The 17,547-nt window shown below is 70.4% G+C and carries 15 protein-coding genes, 1 tRNA gene, 1 pseudogene and 1 riboswitch; of the genes and pseudogenes, 7 read left to right on the top strand and 10 right to left on the bottom strand.

Going from position 1 to position 17,547, the window contains the following annotated elements:
* Positions 1–673: 673 nt before the first annotated feature.
* Both AC1DE0_RS20995 and AC1DE0_RS20990 read right to left on the bottom strand, forming a co-directional pair.
* Positions 674–1,018, bottom strand: coding sequence for an ANTAR domain-containing protein (locus AC1DE0_RS20995; protein WP_478105300.1), 345 nt, complete (start codon positions 1,016–1,018; stop codon positions 674–676).
* Between the two features lie 465 nt (positions 1,019–1,483).
* Positions 1,484–2,182: a GAF and ANTAR domain-containing protein gene (locus AC1DE0_RS20990; protein ID WP_478105297.1), complete on the bottom strand. Its 699-nt coding sequence runs from the start codon at positions 2,180–2,182 to the stop codon at positions 1,484–1,486.
* A 255-nt stretch (positions 2,183–2,437) separates the two neighbouring features.
* Between AC1DE0_RS20990 and AC1DE0_RS20985 the strand changes: the two genes are divergently transcribed.
* Positions 2,438–3,184, top strand: a complete 747-nt coding sequence (locus AC1DE0_RS20985; protein WP_478105295.1) for an ANTAR domain-containing response regulator — start codon at positions 2,438–2,440, stop codon at positions 3,182–3,184.
* A gap of 121 nt (positions 3,185–3,305) precedes the next feature.
* Here AC1DE0_RS20985 and AC1DE0_RS20980 read toward each other — a convergent pair whose 3' ends face one another.
* The 3 genes and pseudogenes from AC1DE0_RS20980 to istA all read right to left on the bottom strand — a co-directional run.
* The gene (locus AC1DE0_RS20980) at positions 3,306–3,722 is read right to left on the bottom strand and encodes a hypothetical protein (protein WP_478105293.1); all 417 of its coding nucleotides are present in this window, start codon (positions 3,720–3,722) and stop codon (positions 3,306–3,308) included.
* Positions 3,723–3,976: 254 nt separating this feature from the next.
* Positions 3,977–4,756, bottom strand: coding sequence for an IS21-like element helper ATPase IstB (gene istB, locus AC1DE0_RS20975; RefSeq protein WP_478105291.1), 780 nt, complete (start codon positions 4,754–4,756; stop codon positions 3,977–3,979).
* Positions 4,757–4,845: 89 nt separating this feature from the next.
* Positions 4,846–6,361, bottom strand: a pseudogene (gene istA / locus AC1DE0_RS20970) (IS21 family transposase); the annotation flags it as partial.
* Positions 6,362–7,106: 745 nt separating this feature from the next.
* On the opposite strand from istA, the gene AC1DE0_RS20965 reads away from it, so the two are divergent.
* Genes AC1DE0_RS20965 through AC1DE0_RS20950 form a run of 4 tightly spaced genes read left to right on the top strand, consistent with a single transcriptional unit; the run spans position 7,107 to position 10,069 of the window.
* Positions 7,107–8,666, top strand: coding sequence for a replication initiator (locus AC1DE0_RS20965; RefSeq protein WP_478105289.1), 1,560 nt, complete (start codon positions 7,107–7,109; stop codon positions 8,664–8,666).
* A 15-nt stretch (positions 8,667–8,681) separates the two neighbouring features.
* A complete protein-coding gene (locus AC1DE0_RS20960; protein WP_045190904.1) occupies positions 8,682–8,867 on the top strand; it encodes a helix-turn-helix transcriptional regulator in 186 nt (61 codons plus the stop codon).
* A 55-nt stretch (positions 8,868–8,922) separates the two neighbouring features.
* The gene (locus AC1DE0_RS20955; RefSeq protein WP_478105286.1) at positions 8,923–9,741 is read left to right on the top strand and encodes a phage integrase central domain-containing protein; all 819 of its coding nucleotides are present in this window, start codon (positions 8,923–8,925) and stop codon (positions 9,739–9,741) included.
* On the top strand, positions 9,704–10,069 hold the full coding sequence (locus tag AC1DE0_RS20950; RefSeq protein WP_478105284.1) for a tyrosine-type recombinase/integrase: 366 nt from the start codon (positions 9,704–9,706) through the stop codon (positions 10,067–10,069). The genes AC1DE0_RS20955 and AC1DE0_RS20950 overlap by 38 nt, the downstream gene beginning before the upstream one ends.
* A gap of 44 nt (positions 10,070–10,113) precedes the next feature.
* Here the strand turns inward: AC1DE0_RS20950 and AC1DE0_RS20945 are convergent.
* The 4 genes from AC1DE0_RS20945 to AC1DE0_RS20930 all read right to left on the bottom strand — a co-directional run bounded on the left by AC1DE0_RS20945 (position 10,114) and on the right by AC1DE0_RS20930 (position 13,835).
* Positions 10,114–10,186 (bottom strand) — tRNA-Thr (locus tag AC1DE0_RS20945).
* Positions 10,187–10,317: 131 nt separating this feature from the next.
* The gene (locus AC1DE0_RS20940) at positions 10,318–10,962 is read right to left on the bottom strand and encodes a transglycosylase family protein (protein WP_478105281.1); all 645 of its coding nucleotides are present in this window, start codon (positions 10,960–10,962) and stop codon (positions 10,318–10,320) included.
* A gap of 6 nt (positions 10,963–10,968) precedes the next feature.
* Positions 10,969–11,140, bottom strand: a riboswitch (cyclic di-AMP (ydaO/yuaA leader).
* A gap of 330 nt (positions 11,141–11,470) precedes the next feature.
* Complete coding sequence (locus AC1DE0_RS20935) at positions 11,471–13,300, bottom strand: serine/threonine-protein kinase (protein ID WP_478105279.1); 1,830 nt, start codon at positions 13,298–13,300, stop codon at positions 11,471–11,473.
* Positions 13,301–13,403: 103 nt separating this feature from the next.
* Positions 13,404–13,835, bottom strand: a complete 432-nt coding sequence (locus tag AC1DE0_RS20930) for a CBS domain-containing protein (protein WP_478105277.1) — start codon at positions 13,833–13,835, stop codon at positions 13,404–13,406.
* Between the two features lie 208 nt (positions 13,836–14,043).
* Here AC1DE0_RS20930 and AC1DE0_RS20925 point away from each other — a divergent pair, with 208 nt between their 5' ends.
* Positions 14,044–15,579: an alpha,alpha-trehalose-phosphate synthase (UDP-forming) gene (locus tag AC1DE0_RS20925; protein WP_478105275.1), complete on the top strand. Its 1,536-nt coding sequence runs from the start codon at positions 14,044–14,046 to the stop codon at positions 15,577–15,579.
* Complete coding sequence (gene otsB / locus AC1DE0_RS20920) at positions 15,576–16,379, top strand: trehalose-phosphatase (protein ID WP_478105273.1); 804 nt, start codon at positions 15,576–15,578, stop codon at positions 16,377–16,379. The genes AC1DE0_RS20925 and otsB overlap by 4 nt, the downstream gene beginning before the upstream one ends.
* A 154-nt stretch (positions 16,380–16,533) precedes the next feature.
* On the opposite strand, the gene AC1DE0_RS20915 is transcribed toward otsB, so the two are convergent.
* Complete coding sequence (locus AC1DE0_RS20915) at positions 16,534–17,547, bottom strand: LacI family DNA-binding transcriptional regulator (RefSeq protein WP_478105271.1); 1,014 nt, start codon at positions 17,545–17,547, stop codon at positions 16,534–16,536.

The raw sequence follows: 17,547 nt of genomic DNA, 5'->3' as shown, positions 1-17,547 counted from the left end.
CGGACCACCACGCTGCCGGTGCGGAACGTCAAGGCGTTCCACCCGCGAGCCTCGAACGAGTAGTCGAGCAACACGACGGGCCTACGATGGCCAGCAGTCGACCACGGATCGACCCCTACTTTTCTAGCCCTGGTGTCGCACATCAGGTGACGGAGAAACGTCGCACCTCAGCTGACGGATCACACCCAACTCCGAAGGCGCCTTCCGTGCCTCGTGATGCGCCAGAGTCGCAGGCGCATCACCGACACTCGATCACATCGCCTCACCAACTGGCGTGGCCGTTGCCGAAGGTGGGTAGGCGCGCCCATCGTGGCGCTCCTAGGGTGTTTGGCCCGAACCGGGTTGCGGGGAGCCCTGCCCCAAGTGGCCAACCGGCCACGGTCGGCGCCGGTTCGCGAGCTCGCGGACGAGCGGACTCCGGTTGCCGCAACGCTGCGCCCACGCTCGCACTGCGCTGCGCAGCCCGCCCACAGCGTGCTAGGAGTGGACGGGCTGCTTCCGTCATGCCCACGACACAAGGGACCAGGTCCGCGGGGGCGTTCCGGGCGGCTCCGCCCCGCTCTTTGAAACGGCGCCCGACGGTCTCCGCCTCACCCAAGGCATGACTCGGACACGTCGCGGTCCAGTCTGCCACCTTCACCGGCCCGGCCGGGTGAGCCAGGGGAGACTCGGGCTACCGACGCTCGGGCAGCGCACCCGTCTCGACGACTTCCAGAGCGAGCTCGTAGAGCTTGGTGTTGGTGCGCATCGACGCCTCCCTCAGCAGATCGAAGGCCTCCTCACGGGGGAGGCGCCTCTGCGCCATCAAGATCCCCACGGCGGCGCCGATGTCCCGGCTGTGCCCCAACGCTCGGTACAGGTTGGCGATCTTCTGCTCGGCCTGCTGCAGCCTTTCCTCGACCCCGGCAGGCCCGGCGGAGTGCGCGGGCGCTGGAGCCTTGCAAGTCGGGCGGTCGACACTCGTTGAGGCAGGGTGTGGGACGGCCGCTGGCAGCGCGCTGTCGGTGATGCGCGTCACTGACGTCTCCTTTCCAGACTCGGACCCGAGGCCTTGGGTTGCAGGGGGCCGATCCGGACGGCCCGCATGCTGCTTAATCGTTCACAGCCAACGATAGGCCTGAGTCGCGGGTCCGGCGCAAGCGAGAGGGGCGCAAACGGGTAGACCCGCGCAGGGCCAGTTGTGATGCTCCGCCGCCTTGGCGATGCACGATCTGCCGGCGGTATGTTCGGGTCGAGCATGGTGGCCCTCAACGCGGCTGAGCCGACAAGGCCCGGATACTGGGTGGGGCGTCGATTCCTTCGTGTCTCACCGGGTGCGTCGAGTCCACCGCGGCACTGACCGGCCCGTACCGTGGCGCAGCTGGTGGCGTATTCATCCAGGCTCGCCACCCTGGGAAGGTGTAGCGGCTCCGCTTGCTCGCCGGCCTCGTGGGCTGGCGCGCACGTTGAGGTCGGTGCTACGCCTGGCCGAGCCCGGTGTTGCTCAGGGCCGACGGTTGAGCTCGTCGATGATGACGTGGGCGAGGGCTGTGACGGTGATACCGGCTTTGGCTGCAGACTGCAGCAGCCTGTCCCGCGCCTGCTGGGGGGCAAGGCCGTACCGGACCATGAACACGCCAACGGCTTTCTCGATGAGGGCGCGGTCGGTGATGCGGCCGGGGGCTTTGGCCGCCTCCAGTCGGGTGCTGAAGGACAGGTCTGCGTTCGCTACGGCGCCGGGCGCCCAGGCGCCGAAGACATTCGCCACCGCTTGGTGACGTCCTTGGAAAGTGTCGCCCCGGCTGCCGTACAGGTTCACGGTGGCGACGACCGCATCATCTGCCAGAACCGGCAGTGACAGAGTGCTGTGGACGCCGCGCGCGGCAGTGGCCTGCGCGAAGAGCAGCCAGGACTGTTCATCCAGAGGGTTGTCCTCACCGAACTCCAGTGCCGTGCCCGCGGATAGGGCCTGCTCGCACGGTCCGCCGTCGAGGTACTGGAGCGCGTCGAGCAGCGCGGCCGAGGGTGCGGAGGACACGTAGGTCAGGGTTACGTCCTCGGCCAAGACCGCGAGGCTGAAGGCCATCGTGCCCGGTGCCGCGGTCTGCAGAGCGCTGGCGGCCAGCCGCATGTCCTCAGCCAGGCCCTCGTCGTCGATGTCCAGCAGGGTCAAGGCCAGCTCGGTCTCCGGGATGGGCTCCACGGACTTGGCATACCCCATGCTCTGCCGGGGCAGTCGGTCAACCGCGCAACCCAGGCACTGGCCCCCGGGAGCACCCGGCCCCCCGTGCTTGGCTGGGTGCGCTTCAGGGGCCAGGTCGGGTTCGCCGTGGGCTAGGGTGACAGAGACCGCCCGCCAGACGGGCCCGTGACCCCTCAGCGTGATCAGAACCGCAGCCGCCTTTCCTGACACCCGCCTCCGTGCCACTCGCCGGGGTCCCGAAACAGAGGGCAACCCATGAACGATGTGACACCCGGCCCCGACCTGACGGAACACCTACGTCAGGTGGCTCACGACTTCCAAGAGCTGGGAGAAGCGATGTCGCAGACCGCCGAGCCCACCGCCTTCGAGGCCGTGACGCGCCTCGCCGTCGAACGCGTCCCTACGGCCCGGGCGGCAAGCATCACCATCCTGGAGCACGGCCGCTTCAAGACCGTTGCGGCGACCCACGAGATCGCCCTTCGGGCGGATCGCCTCCAGTACGACCTCGGGTCCGGGCCATGCGTCGACGCCATCCTCGACGAGACGGTCTACAACCCGAAAGACCTAGCCGTCGATGACCGCTGGCCGGAGTACGGCCGCCGCGTCGTCGACGAGCTGGGCCTGCGAGCCATGCTGTCCTACCGCATGACCCTGGAGCAGGCCGGCGTCATCGCCGGCTTGAACCTCTACGCCCAAGAGGCAGACGCCTTCAACGACCGAGACCTGGCCGAGGGCCTCCTTCTGGTCACTCACGCCGCCCAAGCCGTCGCCGCCGCGCGGCTGCGCAACCAGGTCGACAACCTCGAACGTGCCCTCGCCTCCAACCGTGACATCGGGACCGCCATCGGCGTTCTCATGGCCCAGCACAAGATCACCCGAACACAGGCGTTCGACCTGCTGCGGATCGCCAGCCAGAACACCAACCGCAAACTGCGCGAAGTAGCGCAGGACGTCATCGAGACCGGGACCGTCGACATCACGCCCCCAAGCCGCGGGGTGTGACTCGCATTCGGTTGCGCTGGCCCGGGCACCGCAGGGCCGGGCACCGCAGGGCCGCTGAATAGATTTCGGTCCACGAGGCGCCCGAACCCCCAAGGGGGAGCATGCTTGGTTGGTGATGCAGTCAGACTCCACCTCCGACGACGGACGGGGTCACGCAAAGGACCAGTGCGACCAAGCCGCGGAAGCGCGGGGCCGGTCCGCGGACCGCCGGGAGCCAAGCGCAGATGAACGCGACATCCGAGCCGCCGAACGCGAAGCCGAGGCCGAAGAGCGCGAGCACCTTGCGGATGCACGGGACCGCATCAGCGATGAGCGCGAGCACCGCGCGGATGAGCGGGACCGCATCAGCGACGAGCGAGCCCGGGACGCGGACCAACGGGAAGGCACCCTCGACGCTCGAGAGGAGCACCTCGACCGGCGGTCGGCCCTTTTGGATCGGCGCGCCCGAAACCAGGGCGAGGACGCGAGCACTCCCCAGCAGGTCGCTCAGCGGGCGATCGCCCGCGCCCGGGCGCTGTTGGCTTCGAGCAACGCTCAACTCGACCGCAGCGAGGCCGCCCTGATGCGCAGCTCAGCGGTGGCCGGAAGGGAGCAAGCCACCATCGCCCGGGAGGCCGCGGAGACGAAACGCCGCATGCGCGCCGACGAGGACCTGCCACGGCCGTCCGCATCGGGAGGAGCGACACCGGCCTAACCAGTCAGCCGAGGTACGGGCATCACGGCCTGCGTGTCAATGGCCAAGTTGAAGTCCCCGCTGGTGGCCAAGTAAAAGTCCCCACTCCTCGCGGTTGTTCAGCTCGTGGTGGGGCGCCCTCCTGACCTGGTCTTGGCCTCGCGCATGCGGTAGGACTGGCCGCTGGTGACGACGGTGGTGGCGTGGTGCAGGAGCCTGTCGAGCAGGCTGACGGCGGTGGTGTGTTCGGGCAGGAACCGGCCCCAGTCCTCGAACGACCAGTGCGAGGCGACCCCGAGGGCGCGGCGCTCGTAGGCGGCCGCGACGAGCCGGAACAGCAGCTGCGCGCCGGTGTCGTCCAGCGGGGCGAAGCCGACCTCGTCGAGCAGGAGCAGGTCGTTGCGCAGCAGGGCCTCGATGGTCTTGCCGACGGTGTTGTCCGCGAGCCCGCGGTAGAGGGTTTCGATGAGGTCGCCCGCGGTCAGGTACTTGACCTTGTGGCCGGCGGTCACGGCGGCGTGCCCGAGCGCGATGAGGGTGTGGGACTTGCCGGTGCCGGCCGGGCCGATCAGCGCAAGGTTCTCCTTCGCGGCGATCCACTCCAGCGAGGTGAGGTAGGCCCAGGTCGGGGCCGGGATGGACGAGGCGGCCAGGTCGAACTCCTCGATCGTCTTGAGCACGGGGAACCCGGCAGCTTTGAGCCGGGCTCGTTCGTTGGAGGCGTCGCGGGCGGCGACCTCGGCCTCGATCAGGGTGCGCAGCACCTCCTCGGGTGCCCAGCGTTGGGTCTTGGCCGTCAGCAGCAGCTCGGGGGCGAGCTCGCGGATGGTGGCGAGCTTGAGCCGCCGCAGGCCCGCAGCCAGGTCCGCCGGCAGCGTGGGCGGGGTCTTCGTGGTCATGACATCACCGCCGTGGCATCGTGTGAACCGTCGAGTGCCTCATCGGACGGGTTCGTTGTCGCACCAGTGGATTCCGCTCGAGTTGCTGTCGACTTGGCTGGTGTCGACGTGGCTGGCGTGTACTCGGCCAGCGGTCGTGCCGTGGCGACGGGCAGGTCGATCACGAGGGCCTCGCCGGCGGGGCGCGGCCGCGGGGTGCCGGCGCCGGCGGCGAGGATGGAGCGGACGTCGGCGGCGCGCCACCGGCCGAAGGCGACCGCCCGCTCGAGCGCGGCAATGAACGCTGGCTCGCCGTGCGCGGCGGCGAGGGTATTCAGCTCGGCCAGCTCCGGTCCGAGCCGGGTGTGACCGGCTGCGGCGGCGCCGGCGATGAACGCCTCCGCTGCCGGACCGAAGGCGCAGAACTGTTGCTCGGCAATGGTTTTCGGTCGGATCGCTCTGCGCGGTGCCAGCCTCGGGCCGCCGTAGTGCTCATCGAGGATGGAGGCCTCCCCGGGCCCGACGAGCGCGTGTTCGGCATGCACGAGCCCGGTGTCGGGGTCGAAGATGACCACCCGCGCTCCGGCCACCACCACTGCCACGCTCGCACCGATGAGCGCGTTCGGGACCGAGTAGCGGGCCGACCCGAGCCGGATCGTGCCCAGCTTGTCGACCTTGCGCCTGCTCGGCGCCGGCCCGATCGAGGGGCGCAGTGACGGCAGGTCGGTGAGCAGCTCCCGCTCGACCTGCAGCCGCTCGGCCGGGACCGCAGCGACCTCGCTGTGCACGGCCGCATTGACCTCCTCGCACCAGGACCGGGCCTGCTCGTTCGCACCGTGCAGATCCCCGAGCACAGTGGCCCCCGCGCTCGGGTCCAAGCCGCCAGCCTCGAGCAACAGCGGGGTGAGGAAGTCGTCCTTGCCGTACCCGACGAGGGCCTCGACGATGCCCTTGGACTCCGGGTCCGCGGCCTCGCAGAAGTCCGGCCGGAACCGGTAGTGCGACGCGAACCGCACGTAATCGCCTGTCGGGACAACACGATTCGCGACGACGCCGCCTTTCAGGCAGCCCATCCGGTCCGCGAGCACGACCTTCGGGACGCCGCGCAGCTGTTCGAAGCACTCGACCAGCATCGCCAACGTCGTGGCCGACTTCTCATCCGCCGCGATCCGCACGAACCGCCAACGTGACCACGCCAGCACGGCGCAGAAGACGTGGACGCCGGCGATCACGCCCCAGTCGATGACCAGGTGTTCACCCGGGGCCCACACCGCTGGCCGACGCCCCCGGCCGTGATCACTGCGCCACGCCTGCTTCTCCTGCGCGACCAGACGCCGAAAGTTGCGGTCGGACCCGCCGTACCCCGCGGCGCGGGCCCTGGGCAGCAGCCGCTTCGCGCTGATCCTGCCCCGAGTGCTCTTCACGGCCTGCGCGACCAGATCGCGCACCGCCTCGAAGTTCGCCGGCCGCGGCTCACGGGCCGGCCGCGACCCCGCCGGCCTCCTCACGTTCGATGACCCGCTTGACAGTCTTGTGGGTGGTCCCGCAGATCGCGGCCGCCCCACGGTAGGTGCCCACCTGCTGGTAGGCGGAGATGATGCTCATTCGTTCCCTCGCAGACATCACAATGGAGCTCACTGGGCGGTGCGGTGACTGGCTTAGACACCGCCACCTCACCGCTCAGGGCTTCACGCTCCGGGTCGACACGACGAGCGAGGAATGGGGACTTCTACGTGGCCACCACCGGGGACCTCCACCTGGCCACCAGTGGGGACTTTCTCATGGCCATGGACAGCCTGCGGGACAGCGACGCAGAGGACCCGCGGCCACGGCAGTCCGATTGTTGGGCCGCGGGGAGCGAGCGCAGCCGCCACGTCTGCCATCGCATGCTGCTTGCCCGGCCGGCGCCGCCGTGCGTCCTAGGAGAAGGGTCCCCGCCATGCCAGGAGCGGACTGTCACGCCACATCGCTGCGGGTCCCGCCTTGTTGGCCCGGGGGATGATGTTCGACCGCGCGACACGCGGCGTGTTTCTTCGTCTCTCGGCACCTCGGGTGTGGATTCTGGGAGTGCGGACATACCTACACAAAAACCTGACTGACAAACTGCGGGCTTGATGCCCTGGGGGTCGGCTCCCCACCCCGGCCAGAGGCCATACACACGAATTGCCGTCGCACACAGACACGCATCTCCTGGTCCGCCATCTTCTTCGTGACCTTTGACGTGGTCGGCGTGTGAGCAACCCGCGGCGCCGGCATCTCCTTCTCGGACAGCGCTTTCAGTGGCCGCGCTTCTGGACCGGGTGTGTCGTGCAGCGCGGGTTGCACTAGCTGCACGGCACACCCACCCGGTACAGGGAAGGGGGTGGCCGAGATGAGCCGGGCAACACGGGACCGCGTCTGGGACGCCGTCCCCCTGCACCCCCACCACGCCGATGACCGTTCGGACCGTGCAGGTCACCCGCTCGACCTGAGCCACCTCGACGCGGCGACCGAGGCGCAGGTCCTGGCACGATTGCTGTCGCGGGACTTCGACGCCTGGTCCGAGGCCGCCTCCCGGGTCGGGCACTGCGCCAGACCGATCCGGCTGCACGGCTCCTGCCAGACCATCGTCGCGGCCACCGGTGAAGTCCTGTCCTCGTTCTCGTCCGCTGAGAGCCCGCTCGGGGTGCTGCACGTGCGCTGCGGCAACAGGCGCGCCGCCGACTGCCCGTCCTGCTCCCGCGTCTACGCCGCAGACACGTTCCACCTGATCCGGGCCGGCGTCGTCGGCGGCAAAGGCGTCCCCGAGCAGGTGCGGGAGAACCCGCTGGTGTTCGCGACCCTGACCGCGCCCTCGTTCGGACCCGTGCACGGCAGCCGCAACGGCCGCCGCTGCCGCCCCTACCGGGCCAGGACCAAGGCAGATCAGTGTGTGCACGGCCGGCCGACGACGTGCCACGCCACCCACGTCGATGGTGACCTGCTGCTCGGGCAGCCGTTGTGCGGTGACTGCTACGACTACCGCTCGCACGTCGTGTGGCAGTGGTGGGCGCCCGAGCTGTGGCGCCGGTTCACCATCGCCCTGCGCCGCACCCTCGCGCGGATGCTCGGGATCAATGCTCACCGGCTGGCGACGATCGCGACCGTCCAGTTCGCCAAGGTCGCCGAGTACCAGCTACGCGGCCTCGTCCACTTCCACGCCCTGGTCCGCGTCGACGGCAAGACCTCCGACGACGGGGAATCGCATGCGCCGTCCCAGGCCGGGATCACCGCCGCGCTGCTGTCGTCGGCCATCGAGACCGCCGCCGCGAGCGTGTGGTTCGACGCCCCACCATTGTTCGGTGGCGACCTGGCCCGGCGGCTCCGGTTCGGCACGCAGGTCGACGCCCGCCCGGTCCGCGACGCCCACCGGACCGACGACCCCGAGCGGCAGCTCGAGGCCGAGCAGGTCGCCGGCTACCTCGCCAAGTACGCGACGAAGTCCGCGACCGACTCCACCGACACGACCAGCCCCCACCTGCACCGGCTCCGGGCCACCATCGCCCAGGTCATCCACCGACAGCAGATCGAGGCGACCGCCGCCGACGCACCCATGGCCGAGCACCCCTACGCGCTGCTCGGCAAGTGGGCCCACATGCTCGGCTTCCGCGGGCACTTCTCCTCCAAGTCCCGCCGCTACAGCGTCACCCTCGGACGGCTACGCCGCGCCCGCGTCCGGTTCCAACGCCGCCTCACCGCGGCCAAAGTCGAGGGACGCACCCTCGACACCCGCGGCCTCGAAGACCTCTTGGAAGACGACGACACCGAGACCACCCTCGTCGTCGGCCACTGGATCTACGCCGGATCGGGCTGGGACACCGACGGCGACGCCCAACTCGCCAAAGCCGCTGCCGCCCGCGCCCGCGAGTACGCACAGGAACGAGCAGCCAGCGCACGGAGAAAGTCCAACTGAGAGAGGCAGATTGAAGTGAAGACGACATTTGTTCCGCTGCTCAAGGTGGCGGAGGTTGCGGAGTATCTCGGGGTCCCGGTCCAGACGTTGTACGACTGGCGAATGCGCAAGCGCGGACCGCGGGCGGTCAAGGTCGGTCGCCATCTTCGGTACCGACCCGAGGACGTGGAGCGCTGGCTCGACGAGCAGACGGCGGCGTGAGATGCCTCGTGAGCGACTGAAGCCGGGCGAGTGGGGTGAGATCTCGACAGCCCGGGTGTCGGCCAGCCCGATCCGTCACCGCGCCCGGGCCCGACTTCGTGGTCAGGATGGGCGGGTCCGCGTCGTCGAGCGCATCGGTAAGACACGTCGAGCTGCCGTCGAGTCGCTCACGGAAGCGCTCGCGGAGCTCGCACGGTCGGCCGGCATCGGTGGTCTGACGCGCCAGGACACGTTCGATGCGGCCGCCCGGGACTGGCTGGGTGAGATCGCACGGTTGGTGGAGAGTGGCCAGCGCTCCGCGGGGACCTTGGAGACGTACACGCGCGCCTTGGACGGCCACGTCCTGCCGGCGTTGGGCGAGCTGCGCCTGGGACAGGTGACGACACCGGCCGTCAACCGCGTCATCGTCGACCTTCACACGTCGGTCGGGGCAGCAACTGCGCGGACGTGTCGCTCCATCGTCTCGGGCGTGATGGGCCGAGCCGTTCGTCACGGCGCCGTGCAGGTCAACCCGGCCCGCGACGTGGAGCGTCTGCGATCGAGGCCGAAGCGTCAGCCGCGAGCCCTGACCGTCGCCGAGCGGACGCAGTGGTTCGTCGGGGTGGCGGCCGACAAGAAGGCGATGGAGCGGGACATCCTCGACCTGTCCGCGTTCCTGCTGGCGACAGGTCTCCGTATCGGCGAGGCGCTGGCGGTGATCTGGTCCGACATCGAACTTCGACACCTCGACGGTCACCGTTTCGTCGACACTGATTCGCGTCACGGGCCGTGGGCTGATCCGGAAGGGAACCAAGTCCGACGCCGGCCAGCGCCGCCTCCTGCTGCCTGGCTGGTGCATGGCGATGCTGCGCCGTCGCGCGCGAACCCTCTATGACCCGAGCCGCCCGGTGTTCGGCACGATCGACGGCGAGTTCCGCGACCCGCGCAACGTGAGTCGGTTCCTCAAAGAGGCACGCGAGGCGGTCGGTCTGGAGTGGGTGACGGCGCACGCCTGGCGCAAGACGACGGCAACCGTCCTCGACGAGATGGGCGCAACGGGTCGGATGATCGCTGACCAGCTAGGCCACACGCGCGTCTCGATGGCTCAGGACGTCTACCTTGGCCGCGGCCTCGTCGACCCTCGGGTCCTGGCCGCGCTGGAGTCTGTGGACCCGCTCCGTGGCCTCGCCACGGTCGAAAAAGGTGGGCAAAGCGGTGGGTGATGCGAGCAGGAGCACGACTCGCGCCATGTTTCCGCAGTTCAGAGAGCTGGCGGGGGGACTCGAACCCCCAACCACCTGTTTACAAGACAGGTGCGCTGCCAATTGCGCCACGCCAGCACGTCCGCGGCACACGTCCGCGGACGGGCGAAAGCGTAACCGAGGGCGACGGCATACGCCCAAAGAAGGACGGCCCCGCGCAACCCAGGGGTTGGTCGCGCGAGGCCGTCCGGCTCAGTTCTACCAGCAACTCAGGGCAGACGGAGGACCTGGCCCACGAAGATCATGTTCGGGTTGGAGACCCGGGCAGCGTTGGCCCTCCAGAGGGCCTTCCAGCCGCCGGCCACGTGGTAGCGCGCGGCGATCTTGCCGAGCGTGTCGCCGCTGCGCACGGTGACGCGGGCGCCCTTGGCCACGGTCGCGGCCGGCTTGGCGTAGGTCTTCTTCTTGACGACCTTCTTCGTCACGATCGGCTTGCGCACGGTGGAGCGCGACACCGGCGTGGACGTGGCGCCACCGTTGGCGCGCGTCAGGCCGGCACGCTGTGAGCACACGGGCCAGGCGCCCGGGCCCTGCGAGGCGAGCACGCGCTGCGCGATCGCGATCTGCTGCGCCTTCGTCGCGAGGTCGGCGCGCGGGGCGTAGGCACGGCCGCCGTAGCCGACCCACGTGCTCTGGACGAACTGCAGGCCTCCGTAGAAGCCGTTGCCCGTGTTGATGTGCCAGTTGCCGCTCGACTCGCACGCCGCGACGCGGTCCCAGACCGAGGCGGCCTTGGCCGACCCCGCGGTCGTGATGCCACCGATGAGGGTGGCTGCTCCGGCGATCCCGACTCCTGCGATGCGCTGCTTGACCGAGACCTTCTTGGCAGCAGCGTGCTTGGACAAGTACTGCATGAGTGCTTCCTTCCTGACGCGCGCCTGCGGGGTTAGCTGTCGGGTTAGGGCGTCAGGTGCCCCGTCGCTCGCGCGACCTCACCCCAAGGCCAGATCTCGTCCTCTTGTCATGCGCTCGAACACACATGCACTCACTGGCCACACTGGGTCCCCCGTCCTCGCCCGGCCCACGGGTGTGGGCTGCATCCCTGGCTGGCGAGGCTCGGCGCGCTCAGGGAACGGTTTTGATGGGTGTCCATGTGAAGTTGTGGAAGCGTTCGTGTGGAGCCGGACGCGGAGAAGCGGCCCGGGGTCGAATGGTGAGACCCGCAGTCCGACCCGAGAGCCGGGGCCGCCGAGCAACGACGGTACGTGACGTCGGGGGGCCGCACAAGACATGTCGAGATACTTCCGTGATCTTTTCTTGATCCGGATCCGCGGCCTGATGAGGTAGGCGAACAGGGGCGGCACAGACCTCTGACAGGGGCGAAGAACGCGCTCCCAGCGGGGTTGCTCGACCAGCTCGGCGTCAGCGGCCGAGCGGGTTGGCCGCGAAGGGCGCCCAGGTGAGGCTGCCGCCGTGCTGGAGCGCCACCAGCGCCACCACGATCCCGCCGACCGCGAGCACCAGCGTCACGACCTGGTTGGCGACGCCCGACGGCACGAGCCGGCGCGCCATCGATCGCGACCCGCGACGCAGCGACGCCCCGCCCGGTCCCCACCAGAGCACGAGTAGACCGACCAGCCCGCCCACGGCGAGCGTGATGGGCGCGCCGGGGCCCAGCTCGGTGCCCTGAGTGCCGGCGAGCATCAGCGCCACCGCGTAGATGCCCGCGAGGGCCACGGCGGCGGGCAGCAGCAGGGCGACGGCCGTGGCCACGGTTCCCACGACGAGGTGCCAGGGGCTGGAGACGACCGCGAACGGCACGTCGCTGCGCCGCCGCCCGTAGTCGTAGCGGCGCAGCACCAGCGCGGTGACCGAGCGGTCGGTGGCGCGGGCGAGCGCCGACAGGACCACGAGTGCGACGAGCGCCATGCCGGGCCACGCCATGAGCGCACCGGTCCAGGCCAGCGCCACCGCGGCGAGCAGCCCACTGCGCATGGGCATCCCGATGCGCGGGTCACCCTCCCGCTCGACGACCTCGTCGTCGCCGTCCCACTCGTCGTCGGGCCAGTCGTCGTCGTCGCCGCGGCCGTGCCGCTCGTCGTACGCCTGCGCGCCGCCCCAGTCACCGTCGGGCTCGTCGTCCCACCTGCCTGCGTATGCCGCCTGCCCCGGTGCCGCTGCCGGCACACCCGTCAGGGGTGGTGACCAACGCGGGGGCTCGGCGACCGGCTGGACGGCCGTGGCGCTGACGGGTGGCATCACTGAGGTGCTGCGCCCCTCGACGACCTGGGTGTCTCCGGGGGCGGCGAGGGCCGCACCAGGCCGGCCCGGGTCCCAGAGCCCACCGCTGGGCGTAGGCACCGTCGCGGCCCGCCCGGCGGCATAGAGCTCGAGGGCCGCGAGCACCTCGTCGGCGTGGGGGCGGCGGGCAGGGTCGGGTGAGAGCGAGGCGCGCAGCAGCGGGACGAGGCGCGGGTCGACACCGTCGAGGTCGACGTCGCCGGCGCGAACCCGGGTGAGCACGGCGTCCATGCGGGCCCGGCCGAAGGGCGGGCGGCCCGAGGCGGCATACGTGATCGTGGCGGCCCAGCCCCACCAGTCGGTGGCGTCGGTGATAGCAGCACCCTCGACGAGCTCGGGCGAGAGGTAGCCGGGTGTGCCCATTACCAGGCCGCCGACCGTGTGGCGGACGTCGTCCTGGAGGTGGGCGATGCCGAAGTCGATGAGCACCGGCTCGCCGTCCTCGATGAGGACGTTGCCCGGCTTGATGTCGCGGTGCACGACCCCGCACGCGTGGATGGAACGCACGGCCTCGGCGATGCCGCGGGCCAGGCGCACGAGCTGGGCCGGCTCCATGGCGCCGTGGTCCTCGACGACCTCGTCGAGGGCGGGACCGGGCACGTAGCGGGTGACGATGTAGGGCCTGGGCGCCATGACGTCGGCGTCGATGACGCTGGCCACGCGGGCGTCTCGGATGCGCGAGAGCGTCTCGACCTCGCGCGCCAGGCGCTGGCGGGCGTCGGCGTCGTGGGCGACGTGGGCCCGGAGGACCTTGATCGCGACGGCGCGACCACGGGGGTCGAGGGCGAGGTGGACGACGCCCATGCCGCCCTCGCCGATCTCCTCGATGAGGCGGTAGGGCCCGATCCGTGGGGCGCCTCCCGGTCCGCCCGAACCGCCGACGGGCACGCCGCCGGTGCGCGCGCCGGCGCGCGGGCTGGCCACGCGCTCGGTCCGGTCGTACGCAGTCATGGCCCCTACGGTATGCGACCAACCCGTGCACGCCAGAACCCCGCGGCAGCGTGCCGCGGTTGTGCTGCTTCGTCCGGTCTGCGCCGACGGCCGGTCGGGGACCTCAGCTGGTGATGTAGTCGCGCAGCTGGTCGCGCTCGGACTGCAGCTCGGAGAGCCGGTGCTTGACGATGTCGCCGATGCTGACGATCGCCGAGAGGCGCCCGTCGGCGTCGACGATGGGCACGTGGCGCACACGCATCTCGGTCATCGTGCCGGCGAGGTCGGCGATGTTGTCGGTCGCCTGTCCGGTGGTGACCTCGCTCGTCATGATCTGCGAGACGGGGGCCTCGAGGATGCTGGGGCCGGTGCCGTGCAGGTGTCGCACGATGTCGCGCTCGCTGACGATGCCGTCGACGGACCCACCGTCGGTGCTCACGACCACGGCGCCGATGCGGTGCTCGTCGAGCAGGGCGAGCAGCGTCGCCACCGTCTCGTCGGGCTTGATGGTGATGACCTCGCTGCCCTTGTTGCGCAGCACGTCGGAAATCTTCACGGCGACTCCTTCACCTCGGCGCGATGCCCTCGGCGGCTCGAACCTGCTCCGCCAGAGATGCCCTGACTTGACCCTAGAACGGGACCGCACCGGGCGCCACCGTTCGCTCGTTAGAGTGAGACCGATCGCAGCCCACCCCCGCCTCGGGCCCGTCCCGCGGAGCGGTGTGGGCCCGGTCGAGTCCCCTCGAACCGCAGGAGCTGATTGGGTGCCGTCCGAACGTCCGACCTTTGACCTCGTCATCGCCGCGAACCGACTGCCTGTCGACAAGGTCGTCACCGACGACGGCCAGGTCGAGTGGCGCCGCAGTCCTGGCGGCCTGGTCACCGCGATGGAGTCCGTCATGCGCAGCCAGCCCGGGGCCTGGATCGGGTGGGCCGGCGACGCCGGCGACGCGCCCGATCCGTTCGACGAGGACGGCATCCACCTGCACCCGATCGCCCTCTCGGCCGACGAGGTCCGCGACTACTACGAGGGCTTCTCCAACGACACCCTGTGGCCGATCTACCACGACGTCATCGTCCCCGCGACCTTCCACCGCGAGTGGTGGGCTGCCTACCGCGCCGTCAACGAGCGGTTCGCCCAGGCCATCGCCGAGGTGGCCGCCGAGGGCGCCCGCGTGTGGGTGCAGGACTACCAGCTGCAGCTCGTGCCCGCGCTGGTGCGCCGACTGCGTCCTGACGTGCGCATCGGCTGGTTCAACCACATCCCGTTCCCTCCCGTCGAGCTCTTCGCCCAGCTGCCCTGGCGCGCGCAGCTGCTCGAGGGCCTGCTCGGCGCCGACTTCCTCGGCTTCCAGCGGCAGGCCGACGCCCGCAACTTCGTGCGCGCGTGCCGACAGCTGCTCGGCGCCCCGACAAAGGGTGACCGCGTCACCGTCGAGGGGGCGCAGCGCCAGGTCCGGGCGGCGGCCATCCCGATCTCCGTCGACTTCCAGGGCCTCGAGCAGCTCGCCAAGCGACCCGACGTCATGGCGCGCGTCCGCGAGATCCGCGAGAGCCTCGGCAACCCGAAGGTGCTCATGCTCGGCGTCGACCGCCTCGACTACACCAAGGGCATCCGGCACCGGCTCAAGGCCTACGAGGAGCTGTTGTCCGAACGGCGCATCGGGCCGCCCGACGTCACCCTCCTGCAGGTTGCGACCCCGAGCCGTGAGCGTGTCGACGCCTACCGCAAGCTGCGCAACGAGATCGAGCAGACGGTCGGCCGCATCAACGGTGAGCTCGGCCAGATCGGCGCGCCGGCGGTGCACTACCTGCACCACTCCTACCCCCGCGAGGAGATGGCGGCCCTGTTCCAGGCGGCCGACGTCATGCTCGTGACGCCCCTGCGCGACGGCATGAACCTCGTCGCCAAGGAGTACGTCACGTGCCGCCACGACCTCGGGGGCGCTCTCGTCCTCTCGGAGTTCACCGGGGCCTGGCACGAGCTGCACCAGGCGTTCGCGTGCAACCCGCACGACATCGAGGGCCTCAAGCAGACCATCCTGCGTGCCATCAACACCCCCACCAAGGACAAGCAGCGCATCATGAAGGCGCTGCGCCGCCGCGTCGCCGACCACGACGTGCAGCGCTGGGCCGCCCGCTACCTCGCAGCGCTGGACGCCGCCCCCGAGCAGCCCCGCCCCGACCCGCGCGGCCGCCCGACGCCGCACGCCGAGGAGACACCGCTGATGCCGTCACCGAGCGAACAGTCCGGCACTGCAAGGCAGTCCGGCTCGTCACGCAGCGGTTCTCGCTCGTGAGCGTCGAGTCCCCCGGCGCCGAGGTCCTGAAGCGCGCAGCCGGTGCGTCCACGCTGCTCGTCGCGACCGACTTCGACGGCGTGCTCGCACCCTTCGAGTCCGACCCCATGGACGTCACCCCGGTGCCGGGTGCCATGGACACCCTCCGTGCTTTGGCGGCGCTCCCCCACGTCCACGTCGCCGTCGTGTCCGGGCGTGACCTCGAGACCCTCCGCACCCTGACCGGCCTACGACCCGACGAGGAGATCGTCCTCATCGGCAGCCACGGCGCTGAGTCGTCGAGTTCCGCCGTCCGCGAGGCGATGGAGGCCGCCGCCGTCACGCCCGACGACGAGGTGACCCTCGCCGAGCTGCGTTCCGACATCGAGACGCTCGTCAAGGAGTCGCACCCCGAGGCCGGCATCGAGTACAAGTCGGCGGCCGTCGTCGTCCACGTCCGCGGCGTGCCGCGCGAGATCGGCGACGCGGCCATCGCCGACGCCCGCCGGGTCGCGCTCGACCACCCGGGAGTCAAGGTGCTCAAGGGCAAGTCGGTGCTCGAGCTGTCGGTGTCGCACGCCGACAAGGGCTCTGCCGTCACGGCGCTCGGTCGCCACGTCGGTGCCACGGCGCGGGTCTACCTCGGCGACGACGTCACCGACGAGGACGCCTTCATGCGGATGACCCGCCCGGAGGACGTCACCGTCAAGGTCGGAACCGGTTCCACGGCGGCGCACTACCGCGTCGACGACGAGGCGGCGGTCGCCGAGCTGCTCGCCGAGCTCTGCCGTCTGGCCTCAGCCGCCCACGTCGCCGGCTGACCGCCCCACCGCGCCGGCCGGCATACGCAAGCGTTGTCGGCGCCCGGGCTGAGTTGGCGCGCTTCCGGTCCTCGATCCGCCCCGCCACGTATGCCCGGCTGAGTCGGCCCGCTGACCGAGCGCTGGTGCCAGCGCGCGCCGCCGAGCAGCGAGGTCAGTGGCGCCGGACGGCACCCGTCGACCCGCGGACGACGAGCTCGGGACGGAAGACGTACTCCGCTCTGGGAGAGGGCTGGCCGGCGATCTCGTCGAGCAGCGCCCGCACTGTCGCGGCGCTCATCGCGTTGACGCTCTGGCGCACCGTGGTCAGCGGTGGGTCGGTGAACGCGATCAGGGTCGAGTCGTCGTAGCCGACGACCGAGAAGTCGCGTGGCACGCTGAGGCCGCGCTTGCGCGCCTCACGGATGGCGCCGAGGGCCATGAGGTCCGAGCCGCAGACGACGGCCGTCGCGCCACGGTCGAGCAGCCGACCGGCGGCAGACGCCCCGCCCTCGACGCTGAAGAGCGAGCGCTCGATCAGGTCGTCGACGTCGGAGCGCCCGGTCAGCTCCTGCATCGAGTGCCGGAAGCCCGTGATCTTGCGGATGACCGGGACGTAGCGGTCGGGACCCACGGCCAGGCCGATCTCGCGGTGGCCGAGGCTGACGAGGTGCTCGAGGGCGAGCCCCATCGAGGCGACGTCGTCGTTGCTGATGAACGGCGCGTCGACCCCCTCGATGAACCCGTTGACGAGCACGAGCGGCAGGTTGCGGTCACGCAGCGCGATGTAGCGGTCGGGGTCGGTCGTCGTGTCGGCGTGCAGGCCGGAGATGAAGATGATGCCGGCGACACCGCGCTCGAGCAGCATCTGGACGTAGTCGTCCTCGTGCACCCCGCCCGCGACCTGCGTGCACAGCACCGGCGTGTAGCCGTTCTGCGCGAGGGAGTTCTCGATGATCTGTGCGAACGCCGGGAAGATGGGGTTGGTCAGCTCCGGGACGATGAGTCCCACGAGCCCGGCGCTCTTGCGCCGCAAGCGACTCGGCCGGTCGTAGCCGAGCACGTCGAGAGCCGTCAACACCGCCTGGCGGGTGGACTCTGCCACCCCCGGCTTGCCGTTGAGCACTCGCGACACGGTGGCCTCTGACACGCTCGCCTGGTCGGCGATGTCTCGCAGTCGTGCCTTCAC

The organism is Terrabacter sp. 05T424, assembly GCF_056396225.1.
Note: the sequence above shows the minus strand (reverse complement) of the source record. Positions and strands in the feature narration are given on the sequence as shown.

What these genes read in the sequence shown, in the direction of transcription:
- AC1DE0_RS20985 (WP_478105295.1), top strand. Translation starts at nt 2,438, where the DNA reads ATGAACGATGTGACACCCGGCCCCGACCTGACGGAACACCTACGTCAG.
- AC1DE0_RS20950 (WP_478105284.1), top strand. Translation starts at nt 9,704, where the DNA reads ATGGCGATGCTGCGCCGTCGCGCGCGAACCCTCTATGACCCGAGCCGC.
- AC1DE0_RS20940 (WP_478105281.1), bottom strand. Translation starts at nt 10,962, where the DNA reads ATGCAGTACTTGTCCAAGCACGCTGCTGCCAAGAAGGTCTCGGTCAAG.
- AC1DE0_RS20965 (WP_478105289.1), top strand. Translation starts at nt 7,107, where the DNA reads ATGAGCCGGGCAACACGGGACCGCGTCTGGGACGCCGTCCCCCTGCAC.
- istB (WP_478105291.1), bottom strand. Translation starts at nt 4,756, where the DNA reads ATGACCACGAAGACCCCGCCCACGCTGCCGGCGGACCTGGCTGCGGGC.
- AC1DE0_RS20935 (WP_478105279.1), bottom strand. Translation starts at nt 13,300, where the DNA reads ATGACTGCGTACGACCGGACCGAGCGCGTGGCCAGCCCGCGCGCCGGC.